Annotated in this window: 19 protein-coding genes; 8 read left to right on the top strand and 11 right to left on the bottom strand. The window is 57.5% G+C overall.

Features of this window, described 5'->3' with window-relative positions; genetic code table 11:
* Positions 1–34: 34 nt before the first annotated feature.
* From KGD89_RS18135 to KGD89_RS18115, 5 genes are all read right to left on the bottom strand, one after another.
* A complete protein-coding gene (locus KGD89_RS18135) occupies positions 35–898 on the bottom strand; it encodes a copper resistance protein B (RefSeq protein WP_025261186.1) in 864 nt (287 codons plus the stop codon).
* Between the two features lie 10 nt (positions 899–908).
* Positions 909–2,639, bottom strand: coding sequence for a copper resistance system multicopper oxidase (locus KGD89_RS18130; RefSeq protein ID WP_025261185.1), 1,731 nt, complete (start codon positions 2,637–2,639; stop codon positions 909–911).
* A 120-nt stretch (positions 2,640–2,759) separates the two neighbouring features.
* The gene (locus KGD89_RS18125; RefSeq protein WP_025261184.1) at positions 2,760–3,131 is read right to left on the bottom strand and encodes a YajD family HNH nuclease; all 372 of its coding nucleotides are present in this window, start codon (positions 3,129–3,131) and stop codon (positions 2,760–2,762) included.
* 68 nt (positions 3,132–3,199) lie between these two features.
* Positions 3,200–3,676, bottom strand: coding sequence for a cyclic nucleotide-binding domain-containing protein (locus tag KGD89_RS18120; RefSeq protein ID WP_025261183.1), 477 nt, complete (start codon positions 3,674–3,676; stop codon positions 3,200–3,202).
* Positions 3,677–3,754: 78 nt separating this feature from the next.
* A complete protein-coding gene (locus tag KGD89_RS18115) occupies positions 3,755–5,803 on the bottom strand; it encodes a S9 family peptidase (RefSeq protein WP_025261182.1) in 2,049 nt (682 codons plus the stop codon).
* Between the two features lie 141 nt (positions 5,804–5,944).
* On the opposite strand from KGD89_RS18115, the gene KGD89_RS18110 reads away from it, so the two are divergent.
* The 4 genes from KGD89_RS18110 (at position 5,945) to KGD89_RS18095 (ending at position 8,722) form a co-directional block, all read left to right on the top strand.
* Positions 5,945–6,415, top strand: a complete 471-nt coding sequence (locus KGD89_RS18110; RefSeq protein ID WP_025261181.1) for a hypothetical protein — start codon at positions 5,945–5,947, stop codon at positions 6,413–6,415.
* 52 nt (positions 6,416–6,467) lie between these two features.
* The gene (locus KGD89_RS18105) at positions 6,468–7,253 is read left to right on the top strand and encodes a class II glutamine amidotransferase (RefSeq protein ID WP_025261180.1); all 786 of its coding nucleotides are present in this window, start codon (positions 6,468–6,470) and stop codon (positions 7,251–7,253) included.
* Between the two features lie 28 nt (positions 7,254–7,281).
* Positions 7,282–7,806: a DUF2937 family protein gene (locus KGD89_RS18100; protein WP_025261179.1), complete on the top strand. Its 525-nt coding sequence runs from the start codon at positions 7,282–7,284 to the stop codon at positions 7,804–7,806.
* Positions 7,807–8,134: 328 nt separating this feature from the next.
* Positions 8,135–8,722, top strand: a complete 588-nt coding sequence (locus KGD89_RS18095) for a hypothetical protein (RefSeq protein ID WP_025261178.1) — start codon at positions 8,135–8,137, stop codon at positions 8,720–8,722.
* A 631-nt stretch (positions 8,723–9,353) separates the two neighbouring features.
* On the opposite strand, the gene KGD89_RS18090 is transcribed toward KGD89_RS18095, so the two are convergent.
* The 4 genes from KGD89_RS18090 to KGD89_RS18075 all read right to left on the bottom strand — a co-directional run bounded on the left by KGD89_RS18090 (position 9,354) and on the right by KGD89_RS18075 (position 13,550).
* Positions 9,354–10,073 carry a WbqC family protein gene (locus KGD89_RS18090; RefSeq protein ID WP_025261177.1) on the bottom strand — a complete coding sequence of 240 codons (720 nt, stop codon included), beginning with the start codon at positions 10,071–10,073 and terminating at the stop codon, positions 9,354–9,356.
* 186 nt (positions 10,074–10,259) lie between these two features.
* Entirely contained in the window at positions 10,260–11,438 is a 1,179-nt protein-coding gene (locus tag KGD89_RS18085; protein WP_025261176.1) for a vWA domain-containing protein, read from the bottom strand.
* A 39-nt stretch (positions 11,439–11,477) separates the two neighbouring features.
* Positions 11,478–12,323, bottom strand: coding sequence for an AAA family ATPase (locus KGD89_RS18080; protein ID WP_025261175.1), 846 nt, complete (start codon positions 12,321–12,323; stop codon positions 11,478–11,480).
* Positions 12,324–12,479: 156 nt separating this feature from the next.
* Complete coding sequence (locus KGD89_RS18075) at positions 12,480–13,550, bottom strand: DUF748 domain-containing protein (RefSeq protein ID WP_025261174.1); 1,071 nt, start codon at positions 13,548–13,550, stop codon at positions 12,480–12,482.
* Positions 13,551–13,676: 126 nt separating this feature from the next.
* Between KGD89_RS18075 and cysK the strand changes: the two genes are divergently transcribed.
* Both cysK and KGD89_RS18065 read left to right on the top strand, forming a co-directional pair.
* Positions 13,677–14,651 (top strand): cysteine synthase A, encoded by a 975-nt coding sequence (cysK, locus tag KGD89_RS18070; protein ID WP_025261173.1) that lies wholly within the window; start codon positions 13,677–13,679, stop codon positions 14,649–14,651.
* A gap of 117 nt (positions 14,652–14,768) precedes the next feature.
* Positions 14,769–15,707 (top strand): aspartyl/asparaginyl beta-hydroxylase domain-containing protein, encoded by a 939-nt coding sequence (locus tag KGD89_RS18065; RefSeq protein ID WP_025261172.1) that lies wholly within the window; start codon positions 14,769–14,771, stop codon positions 15,705–15,707.
* A gap of 103 nt (positions 15,708–15,810) precedes the next feature.
* On the opposite strand, the gene KGD89_RS18060 is transcribed toward KGD89_RS18065, so the two are convergent.
* Positions 15,811–17,421 (bottom strand): methyl-accepting chemotaxis protein, encoded by a 1,611-nt coding sequence (locus KGD89_RS18060; RefSeq protein WP_371874225.1) that lies wholly within the window; start codon positions 17,419–17,421, stop codon positions 15,811–15,813.
* A gap of 223 nt (positions 17,422–17,644) precedes the next feature.
* On the opposite strand from KGD89_RS18060, the gene aceK reads away from it, so the two are divergent.
* Positions 17,645–19,336, top strand: a complete 1,692-nt coding sequence (gene aceK, locus KGD89_RS18055; RefSeq protein ID WP_025261170.1) for a bifunctional isocitrate dehydrogenase kinase/phosphatase — start codon at positions 17,645–17,647, stop codon at positions 19,334–19,336.
* A gap of 84 nt (positions 19,337–19,420) precedes the next feature.
* Here the strand turns inward: aceK and KGD89_RS18050 are convergent, their stop codons facing one another.
* Positions 19,421–22,894, bottom strand: coding sequence for a hybrid sensor histidine kinase/response regulator (locus tag KGD89_RS18050; protein WP_025261169.1), 3,474 nt, complete (start codon positions 22,892–22,894; stop codon positions 19,421–19,423).
* 232 nt (positions 22,895–23,126) lie between these two features.
* Between KGD89_RS18050 and KGD89_RS18045 the strand changes: the two genes are divergently transcribed.
* Positions 23,127–24,983, top strand: coding sequence for a membrane-associated oxidoreductase (locus KGD89_RS18045; RefSeq protein WP_236250074.1), 1,857 nt, complete (start codon positions 23,127–23,129; stop codon positions 24,981–24,983).
* Positions 24,984–25,088 lie beyond the last annotated feature (105 nt).

Below are 25,088 nucleotides of genomic sequence, written 5' to 3'. Positions count from 1 at the left end.
AAAACGCGCAAGTATACGGCAGAACGCGAAGTCTCTAGAACCACATCCTGATACCCAGCACCCACTTCGCTTCGCTGCGATCTTCGCCTTCTTCGCGAGCATAATCGGCGGTCTTGCCATAAGTCCGGTTCCAGCTCACACCAATATAAGGCGCGAACTCCCGACGGATTTCATAGCGAAGCCGCAGGCCGATTTCGGTGTTGGCCAGACCGGAGCCAATGCCGCGTTGCGCATCGTTCTTGCTGTAGACGTTGAACTCGGCCGTGGGCTGCAGAATGAGCCGGTTGGTCAGCAGCAGGTCGTAATCGCCTTCAAGGCGTGCTGCGCTCTGGCCTGCTTCGCCGATGAAGGCTGTGGCCTGAGCCTCGAAGTTGGAAAGGGCCATGCCCTGAATGCCAAAAGCGGCCCAGGTCTGCGGATCGCCCGGCTTGAAGTCCTGGCGTGCGCCCGCGACCAGATCCCACCACGGGCTGATAGCGTGTCCCCACAGCGCCTGGATTTCGGCGTCCCCGGTCTTGCCATCAGTGCGTTCGCCTTCGGAGCGTATCCACAGGCGATCGGTATCACCTCCGACCCAGCCTTTGAGATCCCACGCCAGCGTGCTGCCCTGGTCGGCGTTCTGCCATTCCAGCTTGTCGGCCATGAAGAAGGTATTGATGGCGCTGTCATGAACCATATGGCCTGTATGGCTGGTGTAGACGGCAGCCCTGTCTTCATCTGTCAGTTCCGGGATGGGCGTACGACTCTGGCCGGCGCTGGACGGAGCGTGGTCGTGGTGCATGGAATGGCTGCCGTGATCCATGTCGCTCATGTCTGCTGCCAGGGCTGGCATTGTCATTGATGGCCCCAACGCCACAAGCAGGCCGGACAGACGGGAAAGATGAAGGATTCTGTTCATGCTGAGGTTCTCATTCTTCCACGCGCACTTCACGGAACATGCCCATTTCCATGTGGTAGAGCAGATGGCAGTGATAGGCCCAGCGCCCGAGGGCATCGGCGGTGACGCGATAGCTGCGCCTTGAGGCCGGTGGCATGTCGATGGTGTGTTTGCGGACCATGAATTGCCCGTTCTCGTCTTCGAGGTCGCTCCACATGCCATGCAGGTGAATGGGGTGAGTCATCATGGTGTCGTTGACCAGCACGATCCTGATGCGCTCGCCATACTTGAGCTTCAGCGGTTCGGCATCCGAGAACTTCACGCCGTTGAAGGACCAGGCGAATTTCTCCATGTGACCGGTCAGGTGCAGTTCGATGGTGCGGCCGGGCTCGCGTCCGTCCGGGTCCTCGAAGGTACTGCGCAGGTCCCTGTAGGTCAGGACGCGGCGACCGTTATTTCTCAGGCCGATGCCAGGATCGTCCAGTCTGGGAGCGGTCTTCATGGCCTGCATGTCCACCAGCGGATTGTTCTTTTCGGTTTCCGGGTGCGACTGCATGTTGCCCATGCCTGACATGTCATGGTGATTCATGCCTGCCATGTTGCTGTGATCCATCGCGGCCATCTTTCCGTGGTCCATGCCGCCATGATCCATTCCCATATCGTCCATGCTCAGCAGCGGGCGGGGGTCGAGAGGCGGCACAGGCGCCGTTGCACCGGATTCTCGAGTGAGCGTGCCTCGGGCAAAGCCGCTGCGGTCCATGGACTGGGCGAACAGGGTATAGGCCTCTTCGGTCGGTTCGACGATGACATCGAAGGTTTCGGCAACGGCGATGCGCAACTCATCGACACTGACCGGCTTGACGTGCAGACCATCGGCAGCGACCACGGTCATTTTCAGGCCGGGAATCCGCACGTCGAAGTAGGTCATGGACGAGCCGTTGATAAAGCGCAGCCGAATCCGTTCGCCCGCTTTGAATACGCCGGTCCAGTTCATGTCCGGTGCCTTACCGTTCATGAGGTAGGTGTAGGTTGCAGCGCTCACATCGGCCAGATCGGTCGGGTTCATCTTCATCCCGGCCCACATCGTGCGATCGGCAACCGTCTCGCCCCAGCCTTTTTCGCTGACATCGTGGATGAAATCACCCACCGTGCGTTTGTTGTAGTTGTAGTAGTCCGACTGTTTCTTGAGGTTCTTCATCAGTTTGACCGGATCGTCATCCGTCCAGTCTGTGAGCATCACCACGTAGTCGCGTTCGTACTGGAAGGGCTCAGGCTCTCTGGCATCGATCACCAGCGGGCCATACACCCCCGATTGCTCCTGAAAGCCCGAATGGCTGTGATACCAGTAAGTGCCATTCTGTCGGACCTTGAAGCGATAGACATACATGCCGTCCGGCTCGATGCCTTGAAAACTCAGGCCCGGAACGCCGTCCATGTTGGCGGGCAGCAGGATGCCGTGCCAGTGAATGGACGTGTTTTCCTTGAGCCGGTTTTTAACCCGCAAGGTGACGGTATCACCTTCACGCCAGCGCAGCAGAGGGCCGGGTATACCGCCGTTGATAGTCATGGCCGTTTTCGGCGTGCCAGTGATATTGACCGGAGTTTCGCCGATGAAGAGGTCGAACTCGGTGCCCGCCAGAACCCTGGGTTCATCCGCGCCGCTGATGGCCCACACAGGACTTTGCCAAAGCCCGATGCCGCCCAGCAGGCTGCCGGCTGTCAGCCCTTTTACAAAGGTTCGTCTTGAGGTCTTGGAGTGCATGCCCAGGTTGTATCCAGTCAGTTGCGTGCTTGTCTGAAAGGAAGATGCCATAACGAGGCCGGGCGGGTGATTACATTTCTGTAAGGTTGCAGATCACGCCGCCCATGGATTGACGGGGTGTCATTCCTTTTTCATCAGCCCCGCAAGCGCAGCGAAGGGGTTGTGGGTGGCCTTGGCGGCTTTGGGTGTACTGAGGGAGCTGTCGGAGAAGTACTGCTGGTCGGTGTAACGCGAGTGCTCGTTGTCATGGCAATACAGGCACAGCAGTTCCCAGTTGGAGCCGTCCTGAGGATTGTTGTCGTGGTTGTGGTCACGATGGTGGACGGTCAGTTCGCTCAGGCGCTTGCCCGCGAACTCCCGTGCGCAACGCCCGCAGACGTGGGGATACATGCGCAGGGCTTTGTCCCGATAGCCCATTTCGCGGTCGCGCTGGGCGTCGGCCAGGATACGGTCCAGCTTGGACGTGTTGGAAGGAGGGTTGGCCGTGCTCATGGTGTCACCTGTGTCGTGTGCGCATTGATAGCGGGAATGCGCACAAGTTTAGCGCCAGATGACGAAACTCACACCTGTTGGGAGAGTAGTTGGCCGTCGACCATACGCAGACGCTTTGACAGGGAAATAGCCAGGGCACGAATGATCTTGGCTGCGATTTTCGGCGCTTCGTCGAGCATCTTGTCCAGCGAGTCCCGGCCCAGGTTCAGCAACTGGCAATCCGATGCAGCGATGCAACTGGCCGAACGGCGTTCGCCGTCGAGCACCGCCATTTCGCCGAAGGCCCGGCCCCGACGCAACGTGGCGATTTCTACCTGCTGGCCTTCGGGGTTGAGTTTCTGTACCGAAACCGTGCCGCGGTCGATGATGCACATGAAGGTTCCGGCATCGCCTTCATTGAAGATGCTCTGGCCTTCCTGGATATCGCTGATGCTGAAGTAACCCGCGACGGTCAGGTAATCGGCAGGCAGCAGGGTGTCGAACAGGCCGCAGTCCAGCAGCATGTCGCGTATGGCATTGTTCAGGTGGGACGGTTGTTCTGACATGGTTCGGTCTTGTTCAGGTAAGAGGGGGAGCAACTCCGTGCTCCCCGATGCTACTAAGACAGACTATTGGCGCCAAGTTCAGTCCAGTTGCAAAACCTTGAAGATAAAACCGTACTCAAGGGCGACATCGCGCAGCCCCTGATAGCGACCGCTCATGCCGCCATGGCCGGCGCCCAGTTCGGTCTTGAGCAGCAGAAGGTTGTCGTCAGTCTTTATGTCGCGCAGTTTCGCGACCCATTTGGCAGCTTCCCAATATTGCACGCGGCTGTCGTTGTAACCGGCAATGACCAGGGTGGCGGGGTAGGCCTGGGCGCTGACATTTTCGTAAGGCGCATAGGCCTTGATACGGGCATGAACCTCTGGCTCCTGCGGATTGCCCCATTCGTCGTATTCGGTGACGGTCAGCGGCAGTTCAGGGTCGAGCATGGTGTTGAGCACGTCCACGAACGGCACTTCGGCAATCGCCGCCTTGAACAGCTCCGGACGCTGGTTGAGTACGGCACCGATCAATAATCCTCCGGCGCTGCCACCGCTGATGACCAGTTGATTGGCGCGGGTCAGGCCCTTGTCGATCAGGTGTTCGGCGCAGGCAATGAAATCACCGAAGGTGTTCTGTTTGTGTTCCTGTTTGCCGTTGCGATACCAGGCTTCACCCAGTTCACCACCGCCGCGTACATGGGCAATGGCAAAGGCTACTCCACGATCCAGCAGGCTCAGACGGGCGTGGGAAAACCATGGGTCCAGGCTTTCGCCGTACGCGCCGTAACCATAGAGATACAGTGGCGTCGCCTGGCCCAGCAACTCGCGTTTGACCACCAGACTGATGGGGACTTGTGTGCCATCGCTGGCGGTCGCCCAGAGACGCTGACTGACGTAGGCATCGGCATCGAACTCACCGAGTACCGGCGTTTCCTTGAGCACCACTTGCTCGCCGGTGGCCAGAGCCAACTGGCGGACCTGCGCCGGACGATTGAGGGACTGATAGCGCAGGCGAATGCTGTCGCTGTCGAATTCCAGTGAGTCCTGTACATACAGGCTGTAGGCCGCGTCGGGCAATTGCACGCGATAGGCCGGCAGGCCTTGTGGGCGAACTTCGATGATCGGCAGGCCACCTTCGCGCAGGCTCAGGGTCAGGCTTCTGGCATTGAGGCTCATATCTTCCAGCATCACTGTATCGCTGTGCGGGACCAGCTCTTGCCAGCCATCGCGGCCCGCATGCTGTTCCGAGGCCTGATACAGCGCGAAGTTGATACCGCTCTGATTACTGCGGATAAACCAGCTCCAGGCACCATCGAGCTGGCCGTGATCCGGAAAGTATTCATGACCCTCGACTCGCTCGGCCATGCACACGAAGGCTTGCTCGGGATGCTCGGCATCCAGCAGCCAGGCTTCGCTGGTGGTCTTGCTGTTGAGCAGCAGAATCAGTTGGCGCTCGGAGCTGCTACGGAAACAGTGCAGGAAGAAACGGCCGTCCGGCTCGCTGAATACCAGGTCGGCCGAGTCGCTGCCCAGACGATGACGGTAGAGTTTGTGCGGGCGGTGAGTGTCGTCCAGTTCGCCGAAGAACAGCGTCTGGCTGTCATTGGCCCAGGTCATGCTGCCGTCGCAATCTTCAAACGGCAGGCTGCTCACCTGGCCTGTGCCCAGCTCCTTGACGTAAAGCTGATAGACCTCTTCGCCCGTGGTATCCAGGCTGTAGGCCAGGCGTTGATGGTCGGGGCTGATACTGAACGCGCCCAGAGAGAAGAATCCGCCATCGGCCAGCACGTTGGGGTCCAGCAACAGCTCTTCATGGCTCTCATCGACGGTGTTCGAGTCATCTGCCGGGCGCGGGCAGCGATAGTGTCTGGCATATTCATCACCCTCGGTGGTGCGGGTGTAATACAGGTACGGGCCCCAGGGGGAGGGCAGCGACAGGTCGGTTTCCAGAATGCGGCCTTTTATTTCCTGGAACAGGGCTTCACGCAATTGCGCCTGATCGGCCAGTTGCTGTTCCTGATAACTGTTTTCAGCCTTGAGATAGTCGAGCACTTCATCGCTGTCGCGATTCTGCAACCATGCATAGGGATCGGGGCCGTCGGCCTTGCGAGCGATCGGGGCGCTGGAGGTGGCATTCGAGAAGGACATGCGGGGCTCTCTTTAAAGGCATCGGGTCATTGAAATATCGGTGGCTGCAAGTATGGCGCACCTATTACTGAAGCCGGGCGAGCCGGGCCAGTGAAAAGTCGTTATCATAAGCGCCTATTTACCTGCCTTACCACGGACGTCATGACCGAGAACGACTATCTGATCGCCTGGGGCCTCTATGCATTTGCAGCATTGGGCTGCCTGCTGGTGTGGTTTTTGATGACCCGCTGGATGTGGCGCTACCTGAAAGAGCCCCTTCGGGTGATTGGCGCGGTGTTGCTGTTCACGCCGACCATCGTCGATCCTACCAAGGAATTACTGGCGCCTGCCGTGGCCGTTACCGCCCTTGATCTGCTGTTCAAGGTGGGCAGCAATGTCTGGAGCGCGATCATCGATCTGGCCACCTATGGCATGTTTGCCCTGATTGCCTATCTGGTGTTCGTGCTGGTGCGCTGGCCACTGGAGAAAAACCGCAAGGCCCGTCAGCCACAGCCTGTAGCCGAGCCAGACGACACCGACGACGAACCTTTTGCCAGGGACGACCGCTACGGCCGCAGCCCGGCTGCACCGGCCGCCAGTGCGAGTCGTGGGCGAGTCGAGCCTCGTTTGTAAGAACCCGCTTCGTTGGCAAGCGTGCAGCACGTATTGAAGCGAGAACCTGAGCATGTGTGAACTACTGGGCATGAGCGCCAATGTCCCGACCGATATCGTTTTCAGCTTCACAGGGCTGATGCAGAGGGGCGGGCGCACCGGCCCGCATCGCGATGGCTGGGGGATCGCCTTCTATGAGGGGCGCGGTTTGCGTCTGTTTCAGGACCCGGCAGCCAGCAGCGAATCGGAAGTCGCGCAACTGGTGCAGCGCTACCCCATCAAGAGTGAAGTGGTCATCGGCCATATTCGTCAGGCCAATGTCGGCAAGGTCTGCCTGTCCAATACCCACCCTTTCGTGCGCGAGCTGTGGGGACGCAACTGGTGTTTTGCCCATAACGGCCAACTGGCCGATTTCAGTCCCCGTGCTACCTTTTATCGTCCTGTAGGCGATACCGACAGTGAAGCGGCGTTCTGTGATCTGCTCAACCGGGTGCGCGAAGCCTTTCCCGAGCCGGTGGAAGTCGAGCAACTGCTGCCATACCTGATTGAGGCGTGCTCCGAATACCGGGGCAAAGGCGTGTTCAACGGCCTGCTCAGTGATGGCGACTGGCTGTTCTGTTTCTGCAGTACCAAACTGGTACAGATCACCCGCCGTGCGCCCTTTGGTCCGGCACGCTTGAAGGATGTCGACGTGATTGTCGATTTTCAGGCAGAAACCACGCCCCATGACGTGGTGACTGTCATTGCCACCGAACCGCTGACCGAGAACGAGACCTGGAATCGTTATGAGCCGGGTCAGTGGAGCCTTTGGCGCAAGGGCGAATGTGTGGCCCAAGGGTCAACCGATACTCCGATTTAAGCTCGCCCAACCGACAAGAGGGATCTAAATGCTGCGAAGTTATCTGCGATTGGTCTTGTTCACGACTGGCCTGCTGGTAGGGGTTCAGGTTCCGGGTTTCATCAGTGACTACAGCAAGCGAGTCGAAGCGCATCTGATCGAGGCTCAACAGGCCATCAAGGGTTACAACGCGACCGCGCAGCAATTCTTCAAGGGCGACATCCAGGCGCTGATCCAGCACTATCGCAACAGCGAAGACCCGGTGTTTCGCAGCGATGCCGACAACATCAGCACATTGCTGACCCGCACTCACGTGCTTGAACGCCAATGGCTCGGCCTTCAGGGCGCGTGGTATTCCAGAGCCTGGTATGTCGCAACTTCAGCCGATGCCGATATCCGCCGCGAAACCTTCAATGGCTACACCTGGCAAGTGCTGCTTGCACCTGAAGTCATTGCCTGGGGCATCATCTCGGCACTGTTGCTGGCGCTATTGATCGAAAGCTTCTTCCTGCTGTTGGGTTGGGTGGTGACAGGCGGGCGACGCAAGCCAAAGATGAACAGGGAGTGGCGCTGATCAATTAAGGTCATAAATCACTTTGTGGGAGGCGACTTGAGCGTTGACGCAGAATATCTGCCGGCTTCACAGGCCTTTTCGCCAGCAAGCTGCCTCCCACAAGTTTGTGTGTGCCTTAACTGATCAGCATTACTCCGGTCGCTTCTACTGTGTAATACCAGTCAGTTGAGTGTGTTGCCCAGGTTAAGCTGAATAGCCGGTTTTTATGCGGGCTTGTAGTTGATTTCACTCAACGTACTCAGACTTTTCATGCTTTGAAGTCAGGTCGGGTTTTTCTGTTGTCAGCCGCCATAGAGAGGGATGACAACAGCAAGAAGAGACCTTATCCATGAATATTACTTTGACCGTCCAGCAGCACCTTAGCTACAGGGAAGCGTTGAAAATTGCCTACGATGAAGCCAAGCAGGATGGCACGCTGGATGAAATAACAGAGGCGGCTTGCCAGAAGGAGTTCAATAGTCCACTACCGGCTGCAATTTACCATGAGTCAAGTATGGTCAGCAGCAACAGGGTATCGGATACGGGGGGGACTTACTTCAAGTGCTGGACCCTTAGAGACAGCTATGAGCAAGCAAAGATTAACGCCAGGGTCTATGCGGCTGAGTCGCTATCGAACAGCATCAATAATGCTGTTGAGGGGATCAAGGAAAAGCTAAAAGCTTCGGGGGCAGCTTTTAACGAACAGGACTTGAAATTTTCGATCAATGAAAAGGGAGAGTTCAAACCGGTTTCTGCATCTGAAAAGCCTAATGAAGAACAAGAAAGTATTTTTACAAAGCTATTGAATGAAAGTGAGGACCTGAGAAAAATGGCCCGCGAATATGTTCGGATGGTTTTCAGTCTAGTGGATTTTACGGTGGAAGGGTGGGATGCACCTTACGCGCGATATCTTGTGCCAGAGGAAGCGGGTAGCTGAGTTAAGGCTAACGGGCTACAGACCCGTTAGCGGTTAAGCCCATCACTCTCAGCGGATTATTTTTTGGGTGCAGATATGTACGAACGGAGTCTTGCTTCCTGTTTTACTGCCTGCACCGCCATCTTCATGGCTGTCGGGATACGCGAACCAGTAGCCTGTGTTATAGGTCAACTGCCATTTTGTCCTGAAGCCGTATTGCCATAGACAGAAAGGCTCGGTTCTATCTCTACCCTGGCATTCGGGTAGTGAGAGTGATGTTCTGAAAAAGCCGCTCTTGTTACTAATGCCTTGAGATAATTTATGTTTTGAATTCGGGTCTTGGTTTATATTTAGCTCAAGCGTGAGCCGCACTCCCTCAAGTGGATGCCCCTTGTAATCGACAACCCGCGTTTGCCAGTTCAAGACTCGATAGGCCCTGTGCTTGCCAAATTGTGTATTGAAGTGCTCGACATCACCGGTCACCTCTGTGTCGGCAAGGCGAGGTCCCCAGCCTATAAAGCGGTAAATATCAAAAAGAGGTAAGGCAGAAGCACGGAGGGCGTCTGACAGACAGTTGTTTATCAACTGAACGTCAGGACGTAATCACTGGTAAGAATCGTTGTCAATACGCTATTACGAAATAAACATAAGCCTAAACCACACACTCCGTGTTGTACCGTATGTACTCCATGATGGCTCCCGGTTCATTCCACATCAGCACATCCAGGATGGAGAGATTTTCCACGAAGGTGTAGGGTCCGGTCGGGTATCTGAATACCGAGGGTTGCAGGAAACGCAGTTCTATATCCCGTTCGTGCCATTCCCGTGGGATGAGTATTTCGCGGCCTCCGGGGGCGTTGATGTAGCGGCGGGCGCCCATCAGGCTGCTGATTTCCAGTGCCCACTGGCCGGCATGTTCAATGGGCGGCAGCTCCAGTTGCATGTCGGAGCAGGTTGTCCAGTTGAACGCCATACCGAGGTAGTCGCAGACGACTTTCAGAGAGCTGGCACTCAGGTCGCCAATGCTGGCCGAGCGGGTGGAATTGAAGGTCAGGTCGATCAGTTGCAGAGTCTGTTTGAAGAAGGGCGCCTTACCGCGGTAGTGCTCAAGCTGGCCGCGGATGTGCCTCAATGAGCCTGCATGATCGACGACCATCGCGTCCTTGATCAGCATGCCGTCGCTGCTTTTCACGGGGACGGTTATATAGTGCCAGCCACCTTTGTCATTGAGCATTCGATTGCGGTTCATCCAGCTTTTGCGCTTGTACTTGACGATATCGAAGAGAATTCCCTGCTCCACCGAGGCGATAAGCTGGAAGTAACCGAGGTAGGGAAAGAAATAGGGCTGCATGATGCCCAGGGTTTTGATCATGGAACCCCACGAGGTCTCGACGACGGTGGTTAGCCGGCGGAGTAGTCAGGAATACAACTGATGGGTTGTGATTACTGCTGTGGGTGTCGCACTGGGAAGCCTAGTCTGGCGGGGTGAAAGAGAGCTGTTAGTGGTCGCTTTCGACAAGCCAGTCGATGACTGGCTTTGACGAAAGGTGAAGAAGGCCTACTTGGCCAGGTAGCGCATGCTTTCTTCCAGGCCGCGCAAGGTCAGGGGGTACATCTGGTCTTCGATCAGGTCGCGGATGATGTGGGTGGAGGAGGTGTAGTCCCATGCATTCCTGGGGTAAGGGTTGATCCAGACGATCTTCTTGAACTTGGCCATGAAACGCTGCATCCAGACATAGCCCGCTTCCTCGTTCCAGTGTTCGACGCTGCCTCCCGGCTGGGTGATTTCATAGGGTGCCATGGCGGCATCGCCGATGAAGATCACTTTGTAGTCGGCACCGTACTTGTGCAGCAGGTCCTGGGTGGAGGTGCGTTCCGAGCCTCTGCGCAGGTTGTTCTTCCAGACCGATTCATAAATGAAGTTATGAAAGTAGAAATACTCCATGTGCTTGAACTCGGTCTTGCAGGCCGAAAACAGTTCTTCGCAGACTTTCACATGGGCATCCATCGAGCCGCCGATATCGAATAACAGCAGCAGCTTGATGGTATTGCGCCGTTCGGGGCGCATCTGGATATTCAACAGCCCTGCATCGCGGGCGGTATGGTCGATGGTGCCGTCGATATCCAGCTCATCGGCAGCGCCCTGGCGGGCGAACTTGCGCAGGCGGCGCAAGGCGACCTTGATATTGCGGGTGCCCAGTTCCACCTGGTCGTCGAGGTTCTTGTACTCGCGCTGATCCCAGACCTTGACCGCCTTGCCCTTGCGTTCACCGGCTTCGCCCACGCGGATGCCTTCGGGGTTATAGCCGCCGGAGCCAAACGGGCTGGTGCCGCCGGTGCCGATCCATTTGTTGCCTCCGGCGTGGCGTTCCTTTTGTTCTTCCAGGCGCTTCTTGAACGCTTCGATCAGCTTGTCCAGGCCGCCCAGAGACTGGATCTGGGCGCGTTCTTCCTCGCTCAGGGAGCGCTCGAACTCCTTGCGCAGCCAGTCCTCCGGGATCAACGCCTGAAGGTGATCGTCGAGGTTTTCCAGGCCGTTGAAGTAGGCGCCGAAAGCCCGGTCGAACTTGTCGAAGTGGCGTTCGTCCTTGACCAGAATGGTGCGCGCCAGAAAGTAGAACTCATCGATATCGGCGAAGATGACCCGCTGTTTCAGCGCGTTGATCAGGTCCAGCAATTCACGCAATGACACCGGCACTTTCGCCGCACGCATTTCGTTGAACAGGTTGAGCAGCATGGCTGTCGCCCTTTTTCGTGGCAGGGTGGATAAGGGCGGTCAGCGATTGCCGCGGCGGCTCATGAAGGCCAGGCGCTCAAGCAACTGCACGTCCTGCTCGTTCTTGACCAGCGCACCGGCCAGCGGCGGAATCGCCTTGGTCGGGTCGCGCTCGCGCAGTACCGCTTCGCCGATATTGTCGGCCATCAGCAGCTTCAGCCAGTCCACCAGCTCAGAGGTCGAGGGCTTTTTCTTCAGGCCCGGGACCTTGCGCACGTCGAAAAAGACATCCAGGGCTTCGCTGACCAGATCCTTCTTGATGTCGGGGTAATGCACGTCGACGATCTTCTGCAGGGTGGTGCGATCCGGAAAGGCGATGTAGTGGAAGAAGCAGCGGCGCAGGAAGGCGTCCGGCAGTTCTTTTTCGTTATTGGAGGTAATGATGATGATCGGGCGTTTTTTGGCCTTGATGGTTTCGTCGATCTCGTAAACGTAGAACTCCATCTTGTCGAGTTCTTGCAGCAGGTCGTTGGGGAATTCGATATCGGCCTTGTCGATTTCGTCGATCAGCAGGATCACCCGTTCTTCGGACTCGAAAGCTTCCCAGAGCTTGCCTTTCTTCAGGTAGTTGCGCACGTCGTGGACTTTATCGACGCCCAGTTGCGAGTCCCGCAGGCGGCTGACCGCATCGTATTCGTACAGGCCCTGATGAGCCTTGGTGGTGGATTTGATGTGCCAGGTAATCAGCCGGGCGCCGAAGGATTCGGCCAGTTGTTCGGCCAGCATGGTCTTGCCCGTGCCGGGCTCACCCTTGACCAGCAGCGGCCGCTCCAGGGTGATGGCGGCATTGACCGCAAGCTTGAGGTCGTCGGTGGCGACGTATGCGTGGGTGCCTTCAAACTTCATCGGTGAATCCTCTAACGTGACGCGCAGTCTGTGGCTGGCGCGGCTCAATGGGCGCAAATAATGTGACGACTATAGCGCGCAGGGTGACCGACTGTGAACGCAGATGCCTCATTCAGTCATTGAATGAGGGATTACGCTCACAGGGTCGTGTCGGGCTCAGGAGTTTTCATTGCTCTCGTAGCGCGTGTTGAACGCCTGGATGAAGGCATTGCGCAACACTTGCAGGAAAGCCTGGAAGCCGCTGATGTCCTGCTGACGTACGCTGCCACTGAGATCGACGCGAGTGGCGAACTGGTTCTGTCGCTGGTTTTTCAGAACGGTTTCACTGCCGCCCACCAACGCTTCCCAGATGGAACGGAAGAATCCCTTGTTCTGATTTTCCACGTCCTGTTTCCAGTTGAACACATCGACATTGCGCAACAGCGGCTTGATATAGCCGCTGAGCTGACCGTCGTTGGCCTGGGCTTCGATGACCAGGTCGCCATTACCAGCATTGAAGTCAAACTTGCCATAGGCCGAGGCAAAATCATTGAGGCGTCGCAGGTGGATGCCCGTGGCGCGCAGGCGAAAGTCGAAATCCTGGAAGTCACTGAGCGGGTCGAAGGTCGCAGTAGCTTCTACGGCGGCACCGCCCAGCAGTCGTCCCTTGCCTTCGAAGCGGGCGTCGCGCTTGCCTTCCACGTCCACCACGTTGGTCAGGTTATAGAGGCTGGCATTGATCCGGTCGGCCTCGATCCTGACCTTCGGAGTGGAGGTGAAGTTGTTGAAGGTGACGCGTGCATTCTCGATGCGTGCTTCATCCAGGGTGATGGGCAACAGTTTGTTCAACTGAGTGCGCCAGTCAGTGCCCTGGCCCGTCTGCGAGGCCTGTTTGTCATTGCCGCCATCGACAAAGTTAAGCTCCGGCTCGATGAACACCACCCTGGCCACGACTGCATGGTTGTACCAGAGGGCGTGCCAGCTCACCGCAAGGTCGATGACCGGCACCTTGACGAAGGGAACCGGGACCTTGCCATCCACCTTGACGATATTCAGCCCGTTGATTCTGTAGGCACCGCGCCACAGGGCGATGTCCACATCGGTGATCTGACCACGGTAATCGCCCATGTCCGCGAGTTTGTCGTTGAGGTAGTTGCGCACCAGATAAGGCAGCGCGACATTGATGGCAATCAGCAATATGACAAGAGAGGCCAGTATCCATAGTGGCCAGCGGTAGCGAGGTTTCATGACCTGGGCCTCTGGATGTGTTGAATGGTTGACTCCCAAGGCTCGCATCCGTTCGGTGTAACTGGACGCGCACTGGCGGTAAGCATAGGCTTTGAGTTTTTAACGCATGCGTACAAGGACACGATCATGAGCCGTATTTATGCTGATAACGCCCATTCAATTGGCAATACGCCCCTGGTGCAGATCAATCGCATCGCACCTCGGGGCGTCACTATTCTGGCCAAGATCGAAGGGCGCAATCCCGGCTATTCGGTGAAGTGCCGGATTGGCGCCAACATGATCTGGGATGCTGAAAGCAGCGGCAGACTCAAGCCCGGCATGACCATCATCGAGCCGACATCGGGTAATACCGGGATCGGCCTTGCCTTTGTGGCCGCGGCCCGTGGCTACAAACTGACGCTGACCATGCCGGCTTCCATGAGCATCGAGCGACGCAAGGTGCTCAAGGCCCTGGGGGCCGAACTGGTGTTGACCGAGCCGGCCAAGGGCATGAAAGGCGCTATCGCCAAGGCCGAAGAGCTTCTGGCCAGCGATCCCGAGAAATACTTCATGCCGGCGCAGTTCGATAACCCGGCCAACCCGGCCATTCATGAAAAGACCACCGGTCCTGAAATCTGGGAAGACACCGAAGGTGCAATCGATGTGCTGGTGGCGGGTGTGGGAACGGGCGGCACGATCACTGGTATTTCCCGCTATATCAAGAACACTCAGGGCAAGCCTATCCAGTCAGTGGCGGTGGAGCCGGATGTGTCGCCGATCATCACCCAGGCATTGGCTGGCGAAGAGATCAAACCCAGCCCGCACAAGATCCAGGGCATTGGCGCCGGTTTCATTCCTGGCAATCTGGACCTGTCGCTGATTGACCGGGTCGAGCGGGTCAGCGATGACGAAGCCAAGGCCATGGCGCGGCGTCTGATGCAGGAAGAGGGCATCCTGTGCGGTATTTCCTGTGGTGCAGCCATGGCGGCGGCTGTGCGTCTGTCGGAAAAACCCGAAATGCAGGGCAAGACGATCGTTGTGATTCTGCCGGACTCGGGCGAGCGCTATCTGTCCAGCATGCTGTTCAGCGATCTGTTTACCGAACAGGAATTGCAACAGTAAGCGTATCTTTGACTTGTCGGCTTTGTCCGGAGTCGACAAGTGTTTATGATGGCCGGCTGCTGATATACCCCTGACATGACGGCAGCCCGGCTATCTGTCCGTTGCAAGGAGAGTTTCATGACCCTTTCATTTGCTGCCAAGGCATCGATTCTGATGCTGTTTCTGTGCAGCACGCTGTATGTGCATTTGCGTGGCAAGGCGCGGCTGCCTCTGTTGCGTCAGTTCGTGAACCATTCGGCGCTTTTTGCTCCTTATAACGCCTTGATGTACCTGTTTTCCCGGGTGCCGTCCAAGCCGTATCTGGACCGCAGCAAGTTTCCCGAACTCGATGTGCTCAAGGATAACTGGGAAACCATTCGCGATGAAGCCATGCATCTGTTCGATGAGGGCTATATCCGTGCGGCCGAGAAGAACAACGACGCGGGCTTCGGTTCGTTCTTCAAGAAGGGCTGGAAGCGTTTCTACCTGAAGTGGTACGACAAGGCGCTGCCTTCTGCCGAAACCCTGTGTCCGAAAACCGTGGCTCTGGTCAACAGTATTCCCAATGTCAAAGGTGCGATGTTTGCCCTGCTGCCGGGCGACAGCCATCTCAATCCGCACCGTGACCCGTTTGCCGGTTCATTGCGCTATCACTTGGGCCTGTCCACGCCCAACTCCGACGCCTGCCGTATTTTCGTCGATGGCGAAGAGTATTCCTGGCGTGACGGCCAGGACGTGATGTTCGATGAAACCTACGTGCACTGGGTCAAGAACGAAACACAGACCACGCGCGTGATCCTGTTCTGCGACGTGGAGCGCCCGCTCACTAACGGCTTCATGACCCGCATCAACCGCAGCGTCAGCGCCTTCCTGGGGCGCGCTACCGCACCGCAGAACCTGGATGACGAGCGTGTGGGCGGCATCAACCGTGCCTATGCCTTCAGTAAGCGTTTCAGCGACAGCTTCAGCGGCAAGGTCAAGCAGTTCAAGCGTCAGAATCCCAAGGCCTACCGCGTCCTGCGCCCGGTGCTGGCTGTGGTGGTGGCGGTCTTGCTGTGGAAGTGGCTGTTCGGATAAGCCGAATGGAAAATCATTTGTGGGAGGCTGAAGTCGCCAGCAAGCTGCCTCCCACAAGTTTTGTTGCGCCTTTAACTGATCGGCATTAATTCGCCACCTGCACTCACAACGCGAAGCGTGCCACCAATCCATTCAGGCCGATGGCCAGACGTGACAGCTCATGGCTGGCGGCCGAGGTCTGGGTGGCTCCTGCAGCGGTCTGGGTAGACAGGTCGCGAATGCTCACCAGACTGCGGTCCACTTCCCGGGCCACCAGCGACTGCTGTTCGGCGGCGCTGGCGATGACCAGATTGCGCTGGTTGATTTCGGAAATGGCTGCCGTGATCTTTTCCAGAGCCTCACCCGCGCTGCTGGCGCGCTTGAGGGTCTGGCCTGCCTGCTGCGCGCTGTTCTGCATGGCGCCGACGGTCTGATGAGTACCGGTCTGGATGGTGCTGATCATCAGCTCGATTTCCTGAGTCGAATCCTGCGTGCGTTTGGCCAGTGAGCGCACTTCATCGGCCACGACCGCAAAGCCGCGACCCGCTTCACCGGCCCGTGCGGCTTCGATGGCGGCATTGAGCGCCAGCAGGTTGGTCTGGTCGGCGATGCCCCTGATGACCTCCAGCACCTTGGTGATGTCCTGAGCCTGGGTTGCCAGCTCCTGCGCCTGCTCCGAGGCGCCCAGCACTTCGCTGACCAGCCCTTCGATGGACTCGATGGTTTCGGCAACCTGACGATGGCCATGCTGGCTGTCGGCGTCCGAGGCCTTGGAAGCTTGCGAGGTCGATACGGCGTTGGTGGCGACTTCATCCACCGCAGCGCTCATCTGGTTGACTGCCGTGGCCGCCAGCTCGATTTCGTCATTCTGGGCCTGCAGGCCACGGGTGCTCTGTTCCATGACCGAACTCATCTCTTCAGCGGCCGAGGCCAGTTGCGATGAGGATTCGCTGATACTCTGGATGGTCGAACGCAGGTTGTTCTGCATGATCGACAATGCGTTGAGCAGTTGTGCCGGTTCATCTGTGCCTTCACTGCTGATGGCGGTGCGCAGGTTGCCCTGGGCGATGGTCTGCGCGACCGTCAATGCTTCGCTGATCGGTTTGACGATGCTGCGGGTCAGCAGCCATGCCAGCAACACTGTACCGAGCAAGGCAGCGAAAATGATCAGGGTCACGATGGTTTTCGTGCTGTCGTACAGTTCGGCGGCCTCGTTGGCGGCATTGTCGGCACCTTTCTGGCTGAACGTGATCATGGCATCCAGATTGGCATCGAGGATGCGGCCCTGAGGCGTGAGTTCGTCGCTGAGGATTGCCTTGGCGTCATCGAAATGCTGGCTGTCTATCTGCGCGATGATGTTGTCTACCAGTGTCAGGTAGCGGGCCGCACTGCTTTCAAGGTCGCCCAGCAGTCTGGTTTCCTGGCTGTCGGTGGTTTTGTCTTTCTGCTTTTGCAGACGAGTGAACAGTTCGTTTCTGGCATCGCTGATGACTTTCTTGCTGCGCAACTGGCTGGCAGGTTCCGGCATTGCGATCAGCCTGAGTGATTCCATCCGGATGGATGCGATGGCTGCTCCTGCATCGTGCATGTTTTCGATATCCGGCATCCAGGACTGTTCGATGATCTCTGCGCTGGAGCGCAGCACTGCCATTTTCCCCAGGCAGAAAATGCCTACAAATGCCAATAAGACAGCAACTAACCCAAAGCCCAGACAGGCCCTGATCCCGATACGCATATTTCTGATGAACATTGACCGCTCCTTGTGTCGTAAAACTCCCTGATTGTCTTTTTTGAGTGGGAGAAGGTATGAGTAATATCTTCGAGCCATCATGTTATCGACATGTGCCTGTAACAGGTTATAAATGAAGGGTGCATTCAGTGGCCTGTCCCGGTTAAGTGGTTCCCGATACCTGGCATTCCTGAACTAGGCTTTGGGTGTCTCGACGTGAGGCCGTGCCATGTCCGCCAACGCTATCGCCCGTCTGATCCTCGACGGTTTCGATGATTACCGTGAACACTTCCGGCAGATAACCGCCGGGGCCCGGGAGCGTTTCGAGGGGGCGCAATGGCAATTGATCCAGCGTGCTTCGGCCGACCGGATCAATCTCTATGAGCAGAAAGTCAGCGAAGTGATCGAGCGCCTGCAGCGAGCTGGCGTACAGGCTCTGGAAGCCCGTGACTGGCCTGGAGTCAAGGGCGCCTATATCGGGCTGATCGACCCGCGGCTGGACGATGAGCTGTCCGAAACCTGGTTCAATTCGATCTTCTTCGGCCTGTTCAGCCATGACTTGATCAGTGACGAACGCATGTTCATCCACAGCACGAGGCCAGCGGCGCAGGCTCAAGAGTGTGTGGCGCAAGTTCGCAGCTACTGGCCGTCTGGCGATATGGGGGCCATGTTCGGGCGTGTATTCGCCGATTACCGTTTCAAAGTGCCCTATGCGGATCTGGCTGCCGATATGAACCGCGTCCAGATGCAATTGCAGAGCAACTTGCCTGACTGGGTGTGCAAGGATCCGACATTGTGCGTCGAGCTGTTTTCATCGGTCTTCTATCGCAACAAGGGGGCTTATCTGGTGGGACGTGTCTATACCCGCGAGGAACAGTGGCCGCTGGTCATTGCCTTGCTGCACAGCGAAGGCGCCGGAATCCAGATCGATACGCTGATGACCGATGAGGCCGAGGTGTCGATCATCTTTTCCTTCACCCGCTCGTATTTCATGGTCGATGTACCGGTGCCTGCAGCGTTCGTGGGTTTTCTCAAGGGGATCATGCCCGGCAAGCACATCGCCGAGCTGTATACCTCCATCGGTTTCTACAAGCAGGGCAAGTCCGAGTTCTACCGCGCCCTGATTCATCATCTTGCCAGTACCGATGACCGTTTCATTATGGCTCCCGGCGTGCGGGGCATGGTCATGAGCGTATTCACGCTGCCGGGTTTCAATACCGTGTTCAAGGTCATCAAGGACCGTTTTTCGCCGTCCAAGAACGTCGACCGCATGACCGTGATCGACAAGTACCGGCTGGTGAAAAGCGTCGATCGGGTAGGGCGCATGGCCGATACCCAGGAGTTTGCCGACTTTCGCTTTCCCTTGAGCAAGTTCGAGCCCGAATGCCTGGCCGAGCTGTTGCAGGTGGCATCTTCCACCGTCGAAGTGGAGGATGGGGACAGAGTCCTGATCCGCCACTGCTGGACCGAGCGGCGCATGACGCCGTTGAATCTCTATCTGGAACAGGCCAGCCTCGAGCAGATGCGTGAGGTGCTGGATGATTACGGGCTGGCCATCAAGCAGCTGGCGGCTGCCAATATTTTCCCCGGGGATATGCTGCTCAAGAACTTTGGCGTCACCCGCCATGGTCGTGTGGTGTTTTATGACTACGACGAAATCTGCTTTCTGACCGAGGTCAACTTTCGTCGTATCCCGACCCCGCGCACGCCCGAAGATGAAATGGCCAGCGAGCCCTGGTATTCCATTGGCCCGATGGATGTATTCCCCGAGGAGTTTCCGCCTTTTCTGTTTGCCGACCTGCAACAGCGCCGCCTGTTCGACAGCTTGCATGGGGAACTGTACGACGCCGAATACTGGAAGGGTCTGCAGGCCGAGATCCGGGCCGGCAAGGTGATCGATGTGTTTCCGTATCGACGTTAGCGGGGTGGGAGCGAATTTATTCGCGAATGAATTCGCTCTCACGGTGATCCAGCCACCTGCTGTTTACTGCGTGACAGCGCACAATCAACTCAATTGCACATGCCTGCTCAACAGCGCGCGCAATGCCGCAGGCTTGACCGGTTTGGGCAGGTAATCCAGGCCTGCCGCATGCACCTGGGCAATCAGTTCCGGTCGACCGTCGGCGCTGATCAGCACGCCCGGCACCGGTTGCCCCAGTCGGGTTCGCAGCCAGGCCATCAGTTCGGTACCGATTTCACCTTCGTCCAGGTGATAGTCCACCAGCGCCACTTGCGGGCGAATCCCGTTGTTGAGCAGGGTTTCGCATTCCTGCCGATTGCGCGCCGTCCAGACCTGGCAGCCCCAGCGTGACAGCAGGCTGTTCATGCCGATCAGGATGCTGTCTTCATTGTCCACGCACAGCACTTGAATGCCGTTTAGCACCACGCGGCTGGGTTCGGTCGGTGTGTTGGGTGCCAGCGTCAGCGGTTGAGCCAGCGCAACCGTAACGCTGAACATGCTGCCCTTGCCCGGCCATGACTTGACCTGCAACGGATGATCGAGCACCCGGCACAGGCCGTCGGCAATCGCCAGACCAAGCCCGAGGCCTTTGGCTGCATGAGTCTGGTGGCTGTCCAGGCGTTTGAATTCCTCGAAAATCACTTTCTGTTTGTCTTCGGGAATGCCCGGTCCACGGTCCCAGACTTCCAGGCTCAGGTTGCCTCCACGGCGTCTGACGCCCAGCAGGATAGGGCCTTTGGCATAGCGAAAGGCATTGGTCAGGAAGTTCTGCAGGATGCGGCGCAGCAGCTTGATGTCACTGTCGACCCGCAAATCGCTGCCCTTGACCCGAAACTTCAGACCTTGCTCCTGAGCCAGCGCCTTGAACTCTGCGCCCAGTGTGTCGAACAGGGTATTGAGTACGAAAGGCTGGCGATCCGGCGTGACCTTGCCGTTTTCCAGGCGCGAGATATCCAGCAGGTCGCTGATCAGGTCTTCTGCAGAGCGCAGCGAACTGTCCAGATGCTGAATCAAGCGCTGGGCTTCGCTGGAAATGCCTTCTTCCTGATGGGACAGCGCCGCGGAAAACAGCCGGGCGGCGTTCAGCGGTTGCATCAGGTCGTGGCTGACGGCCGCGAGAAAGCGGGTCTTGGATTCGTTGGCTGCTTCGGCGTTGCCCTTGGCCTCGGTCAGGGCAATGTTCAGTTGCGACAGTTCATGAGTCCGTTCGGCAACTCGCTGCTCCAGGCTTTCATTGGCACCCTTGAGCGCATGTTCGGCATCGCGGAACGCCGAAATGTCGGTGAAGCTCATTACGAAGCCGCCGCCGGGCATCGGGTTGCCGATCAGTTCGATCACACGGCCATTGGGAAACAGTCGCTCGGAAGTGTGCGCCCGGCCCTGACGCATCCAGTGCAGGCGCCGCGCAACGTGGACTTCGGCCTCGCCCGGCCCGCACAGGCCACGCTCGGCGTTGTAGCGAATGATATCGGCAATCGGCCGTCCGACGCTGATCAGGCCATCCGGGTAATTGAACAGTTCCAGGTAGCGATGGTTCCAGGCCACCAGCCTCAGGGACTGATCGACGACACTGATGCCCTGGGTGATGTTCTCGATGGCGCCCTGCAGCAGGGCGCGGTTGAATTGCAGCACCTCCGAGGCTTCGTCGGCGATGCGTACCACGTCTTCGAGCTGCATGTCCCGGCCTTCGATGGCCGCCTTGACCACGGCCCTGGCCGATGACGTGCCCAGTACCCCGGCCAGCAGCCGTTCGGTATGGGCGATCCATTCGCCATTGGCGTTCTGGTTCGGATTGAACTCCTTGCCCTGGCGATAGGAGAAGCTGAGGAAGCTCTGCCGGGCGCGCTCTTCGCCGACAAACCGTGAGGACAGGCTCAGCAGATCCTCGACCTGCACGGCCAGCAACGGGCGACTGCCAGGGCGAACATGGGTTTCCTGTCCGATGAAGCGGCCAGCCTGCCAGTGCTCCGAAACCCGGGTGCGCGACAGCATCGACACCCATACGAACAGCGTGCAGTTACCCACCATCGACAGCACGACGCTCTGGGTCATCGGCGTGATCGGCAAGTCCAGAGGGTTGCTGTGCAGCCAGCTCAGTAAAGGGAAGTTATCCAGCGACCAGTCCATGCCATGGGCCACCACCGGCAGTACCAGGGTGTAGAACCAGATGAAGATCCCCGCTGCGAGCCCGGCGAATACGCCACGGCGGTTGGCCTGTTTCCAGTACAGCGCGCCAAACATGGCGGGAGCCAGTTGGGTGATGGCGGCGAAGGCAATCTGACCGATAGTCGCCAGGCTCGCCGTGGAGCCGAGCATGCGATAGCTCACATACGCCAGCAACAGGATCATCACAATGCTGATGCGGCGTACCGAAAGCATCCAGTAACGAAATGCCTCGAACGGCCGCTCGGTATTCTTGCGCCGCAACAGCCAGGGCAGCAGCATGTCGTTGGAAATCATGGTCGACAGCGCGACACTGGCGACGATCACCATCCCGGTGGCAGCCGACGCGCCACCGATAAATGCCAGCAGCGCCAGTGAGGGATGCGCATGGGCCAGCGGCAGGCTGATGACAAAGGAGTCGGGGAGCATTGAACCCGGCAGCAGCATCTGCCCGGCGAGAGCGATGGGCACCACGAACAATCCGGCCAGGACCAGATAGGCGGGGAACACCCACTTGGCCAGGTTCAGGTCCTGTGGCTCGATGTTTTCTACTACTGTGACGTGGAACTGCCTGGGCAGGCAGATAATCGCCATCATCGCCACGCCTGTCTGCACAATCATCGCAGGCCAGTTGATGGTTTCCTGCCAGTATTCTTCAAGGCGCGGTGCGAGTCTGGCCTGATTGAACAGATCGTCGAAGCCATCGAACAGACCGAAAGTGACGAACACCCCGACCGCCATGAACGCCAGCAACTTGACCAGCGCTTCAAAGGCTATCGCCAGCACCATGCCGCGATGGTGCTCGGTGACGTCCAGATTGCGTGCGCCGAACACGATGGTAAACAGCGCGAGAATCAGCGACACCACCAGCGCGGTGTCCTGGGCACTGGTCCCGGTTGAGTCGGCTCCCGCACCGATCAGAATGTTGACCCCCAGCACAATGCCTTTTAACTGCAAGGCAATGTAGGGCAGCATCCCGATCAGGCAGATCAACGCCACCATCACCGCCAACGGTTGCGACTTGCCGTAGCGTGCGGCAATGAAGTCGGCAATCGACGTGATGTTTTCCTGCTTGCTGATCAGCACCATCTTCTGCAGCACCCAGGGTGCCAGCAGCATCAATACGATAGGCCCCAGATAGATCGGCAGGAACGACCATAATTGCTCGGCCGCCTGGCCCACGGCGCCGAAGAAGGTCCAGCTGGTGCAATAGACCGCCAGCGAAAGGCTGTAGACCCAGGCGCGCATGGTCGGGCGCAGCGAGGCGCTGTACCGGTCACCGTAGAAGGCGATGGCAAACATAATGGCCATGTAGGTCAGGGCAACAGCAGCAATCAGCCCGCTGGACAGCGACATATGAATTTCCAGAATGCACAGATAGTCGGCAGTCTCGCACGATGTATGCCATTCGTCTTTCTCGACCAAGGTCGAGCGTGGCAAGGCGTCGCAGGGGATTACCAGAGCGTTATGGTTAGTCGTTGATGGCAACAGGCCTTATGCCTACCATCTGCTCTTTTTTCGACAGACCGGGGAGTTCTGGCTGCTGTCACCATAAAAGGGATGTGAGATGAAGCCGTCAGGGCGCTCGTTGAGTGATTTTTTGCCGTTACTGCCTGCCGAGCAATTGCTGTTGAAGTGTTGTAGGAATGGCACCGTAGCTGAAGTGGGAGCCAGCGTTCCTGAAGAGAAGACGACAGACAATCAGGTGCGTGCCAGTTTTATACGTTTTCTGGCCTTGGGAGGTGATGAACAGGCGATAGTGCATGAGCAGGGCGTTCAACTGTGTGGGGGTTGTATTACCGGAATGCTTGATCTCCGGAGTCTGGACCTGTCATTGCCTTTGAGTTTGCGATGGTGTGATTTTGAAGCTGCGTTGATTCTGGAAGACGCGAGGCTGATGAATACACTATTTCTTCGTGGCTCCAGGCTGAAAGGTGTTCAAGGTGCTCGCCTCAGAGCGGAAGGCGCTTTACTACTCATAGAAATCGTTTCATCGGCAGCGGTCAACTTTCAGAATGCACATGTTCAGGGGCAGATAGCTCTATTAAATTCAAAACTGGATGGTGCAGGCGATTGGGCTTTGACTACCGATGGAGCGACCTGCGGGAACAGCCTGTACTTGGATAGGATCGAGGCCAAAGGCGGTATCAACTTGATCGCCATGCAGATCGGTGGCGATTTGGCATGTAACGGTGCACGTATCGAGAATGACCAAGGCCCTGCATTAAGAGCTGACCGGATTAACGTTCAGGGAGATGTTTTTCTTCGCCACGGTTTTTCTGCGATTGGTGGCGTTCGCTTTTTAGGTGCCAGAATTTCAAGGCAATTTGATTGTGCTAATGGTTGCTTTGACGGTAATGGAGGTGACTCTATCCGTATGGATGGGGCCGTTGTCGGCGGCTCATTATTTCTGAGAGAGGGATTCACCGCTAAAAGCAGTGTGGTTTTGCATAGCCTGCAACTTCAAGGTGATATGGTTATTGATGGCGCCAAGTACATCACCGAAATCCGTGCTCCTCGGGTCACCGTTGGCGGCTCGCTGATTTTGCGAAAGATGGAGACTCCTCCAGAAAGGGTTTCATTCCTCGGCGGGCGCGTGGGATCCCTGAATGACGATAAGGAAAGCTGGGGCGAGAAGGTTAACCTTAACGGCTTCGTCTACGGCTTCATTCACGTCAACGAGCAAATGCGGATTGAGGAGCGTTTAGCCTGGCTCGATAAACAGCATATTCCCAAGCCAACGGAAGGCCAACTCCCCGAGTTCTACCCCCAACCCTGGCGACAACTGCAAAAAGTCCTGGAAGAAATGGGCCATGCCGAAGATGCCCGGCAGGTGGGTATCGAGTTCGAAAGGCGGCTTCGCAAGAAAGGGCTGATCGGTCAAAGTCCCAAGCGCTGGCCTGGATTTTGGCGCCGTTGCTACCGGCGTTTGATGACCACTCTGCACGCCCTGTACGGACCGCTCAGTGGCTATGGCTATCGTCCGATGTTGCTGCTGCCCTGGTTCCTGGGCGTCTGGCTGTCATGCGCTGCCTTCTATTGGTGGGCGGCGAGTCATCAGGCGATTTTCGCTCCCAGCGATCCACTGGTTTTCCAGAACCCCGCCTATAAGGAGTGTTCGCCGCCGCTGTCGCCGACGGGTAATGAACCTTCTGGCACCGCCAACTGGTATCTGTGCGATGCCTTGCCGCAGGAGTACACCGCTTTCAGTCCTGTTGCGTTTTCGCTGGACCTGCTGCTGCCGCTGGTCAACCTGCATCAGGAAGACGACTGGGCACCAGTGATCGAGACACCCAAGGCGAATGTATTCGCCGAAATGCTCGGTTTCTTCACCAGCCCCAAGCGCTGGGTCAGGTTTGTCATGTGGTTTGAAATTCTTGCCGGCTGGGGATTCAGCCTGCTGTTCGTCGCCGTGGTGTCCGGGCTGGCACGACGCAAGGAGTGAGAGGGATCGCGCTCTGATAACGATTCCGTTGCACCGCCTATCGACATCGGTGGGGGATCCGTCTTCAATAGCGCACGGGCTGGCGACCGATTCGCCAGCCCCATA

Origin of the sequence: Pseudomonas cichorii, assembly GCF_018343775.1 — a bacterium.
GTDB lineage: Bacteria > Pseudomonadota > Gammaproteobacteria > Pseudomonadales > Pseudomonadaceae > Aquipseudomonas > Aquipseudomonas cichorii.
Note: the sequence above shows the minus strand (reverse complement) of the source record. Positions and strands in the feature narration are given on the sequence as shown.

Bases quoted from the DNA above. Each gene is read 5' to 3' on its own strand.
- KGD89_RS18110 (WP_025261181.1), top strand. From the start codon at position 5,945: ATGACCGAGAACGACTATCTGATCGCCTGGGGCCTCTATGCATTTGCA.
- KGD89_RS18100 (WP_025261179.1), top strand. From the start codon at position 7,282: ATGCTGCGAAGTTATCTGCGATTGGTCTTGTTCACGACTGGCCTGCTG.
- cysK (WP_025261173.1), top strand. From the start codon at position 13,677: ATGAGCCGTATTTATGCTGATAACGCCCATTCAATTGGCAATACGCCC.
- KGD89_RS18125 (WP_025261184.1), bottom strand. From the start codon at position 3,131: ATGAGCACGGCCAACCCTCCTTCCAACACGTCCAAGCTGGACCGTATC.
- KGD89_RS18050 (WP_025261169.1), bottom strand. From the start codon at position 22,894: ATGTCGCTGTCCAGCGGGCTGATTGCTGCTGTTGCCCTGACCTACATG.
- aceK (WP_025261170.1), top strand. From the start codon at position 17,645: ATGTCCGCCAACGCTATCGCCCGTCTGATCCTCGACGGTTTCGATGAT.
- KGD89_RS18130 (WP_025261185.1), bottom strand. From the start codon at position 2,639: ATGCACTCCAAGACCTCAAGACGAACCTTTGTAAAAGGGCTGACAGCC.
- KGD89_RS18120 (WP_025261183.1), bottom strand. From the start codon at position 3,676: ATGTCAGAACAACCGTCCCACCTGAACAATGCCATACGCGACATGCTG.
- KGD89_RS18135 (WP_025261186.1), bottom strand. From the start codon at position 898: ATGAACAGAATCCTTCATCTTTCCCGTCTGTCCGGCCTGCTTGTGGCG.
- KGD89_RS18115 (WP_025261182.1), bottom strand. From the start codon at position 5,803: ATGTCCTTCTCGAATGCCACCTCCAGCGCCCCGATCGCTCGCAAGGCC.
- KGD89_RS18105 (WP_025261180.1), top strand. From the start codon at position 6,468: ATGTGTGAACTACTGGGCATGAGCGCCAATGTCCCGACCGATATCGTT.
- KGD89_RS18080 (WP_025261175.1), bottom strand. From the start codon at position 12,323: ATGAAGTTTGAAGGCACCCACGCATACGTCGCCACCGACGACCTCAAG.
- KGD89_RS18090 (WP_025261177.1), bottom strand. From the start codon at position 10,073: ATGATCAAAACCCTGGGCATCATGCAGCCCTATTTCTTTCCCTACCTC.
- KGD89_RS18060 (WP_371874225.1), bottom strand. From the start codon at position 17,421: ATGCGTATCGGGATCAGGGCCTGTCTGGGCTTTGGGTTAGTTGCTGTC.
- KGD89_RS18095 (WP_025261178.1), top strand. From the start codon at position 8,135: ATGAATATTACTTTGACCGTCCAGCAGCACCTTAGCTACAGGGAAGCG.
- KGD89_RS18065 (WP_025261172.1), top strand. From the start codon at position 14,769: ATGACCCTTTCATTTGCTGCCAAGGCATCGATTCTGATGCTGTTTCTG.
- KGD89_RS18085 (WP_025261176.1), bottom strand. From the start codon at position 11,438: ATGCTGCTCAACCTGTTCAACGAAATGCGTGCGGCGAAAGTGCCGGTG.
- KGD89_RS18075 (WP_025261174.1), bottom strand. From the start codon at position 13,550: ATGAAACCTCGCTACCGCTGGCCACTATGGATACTGGCCTCTCTTGTC.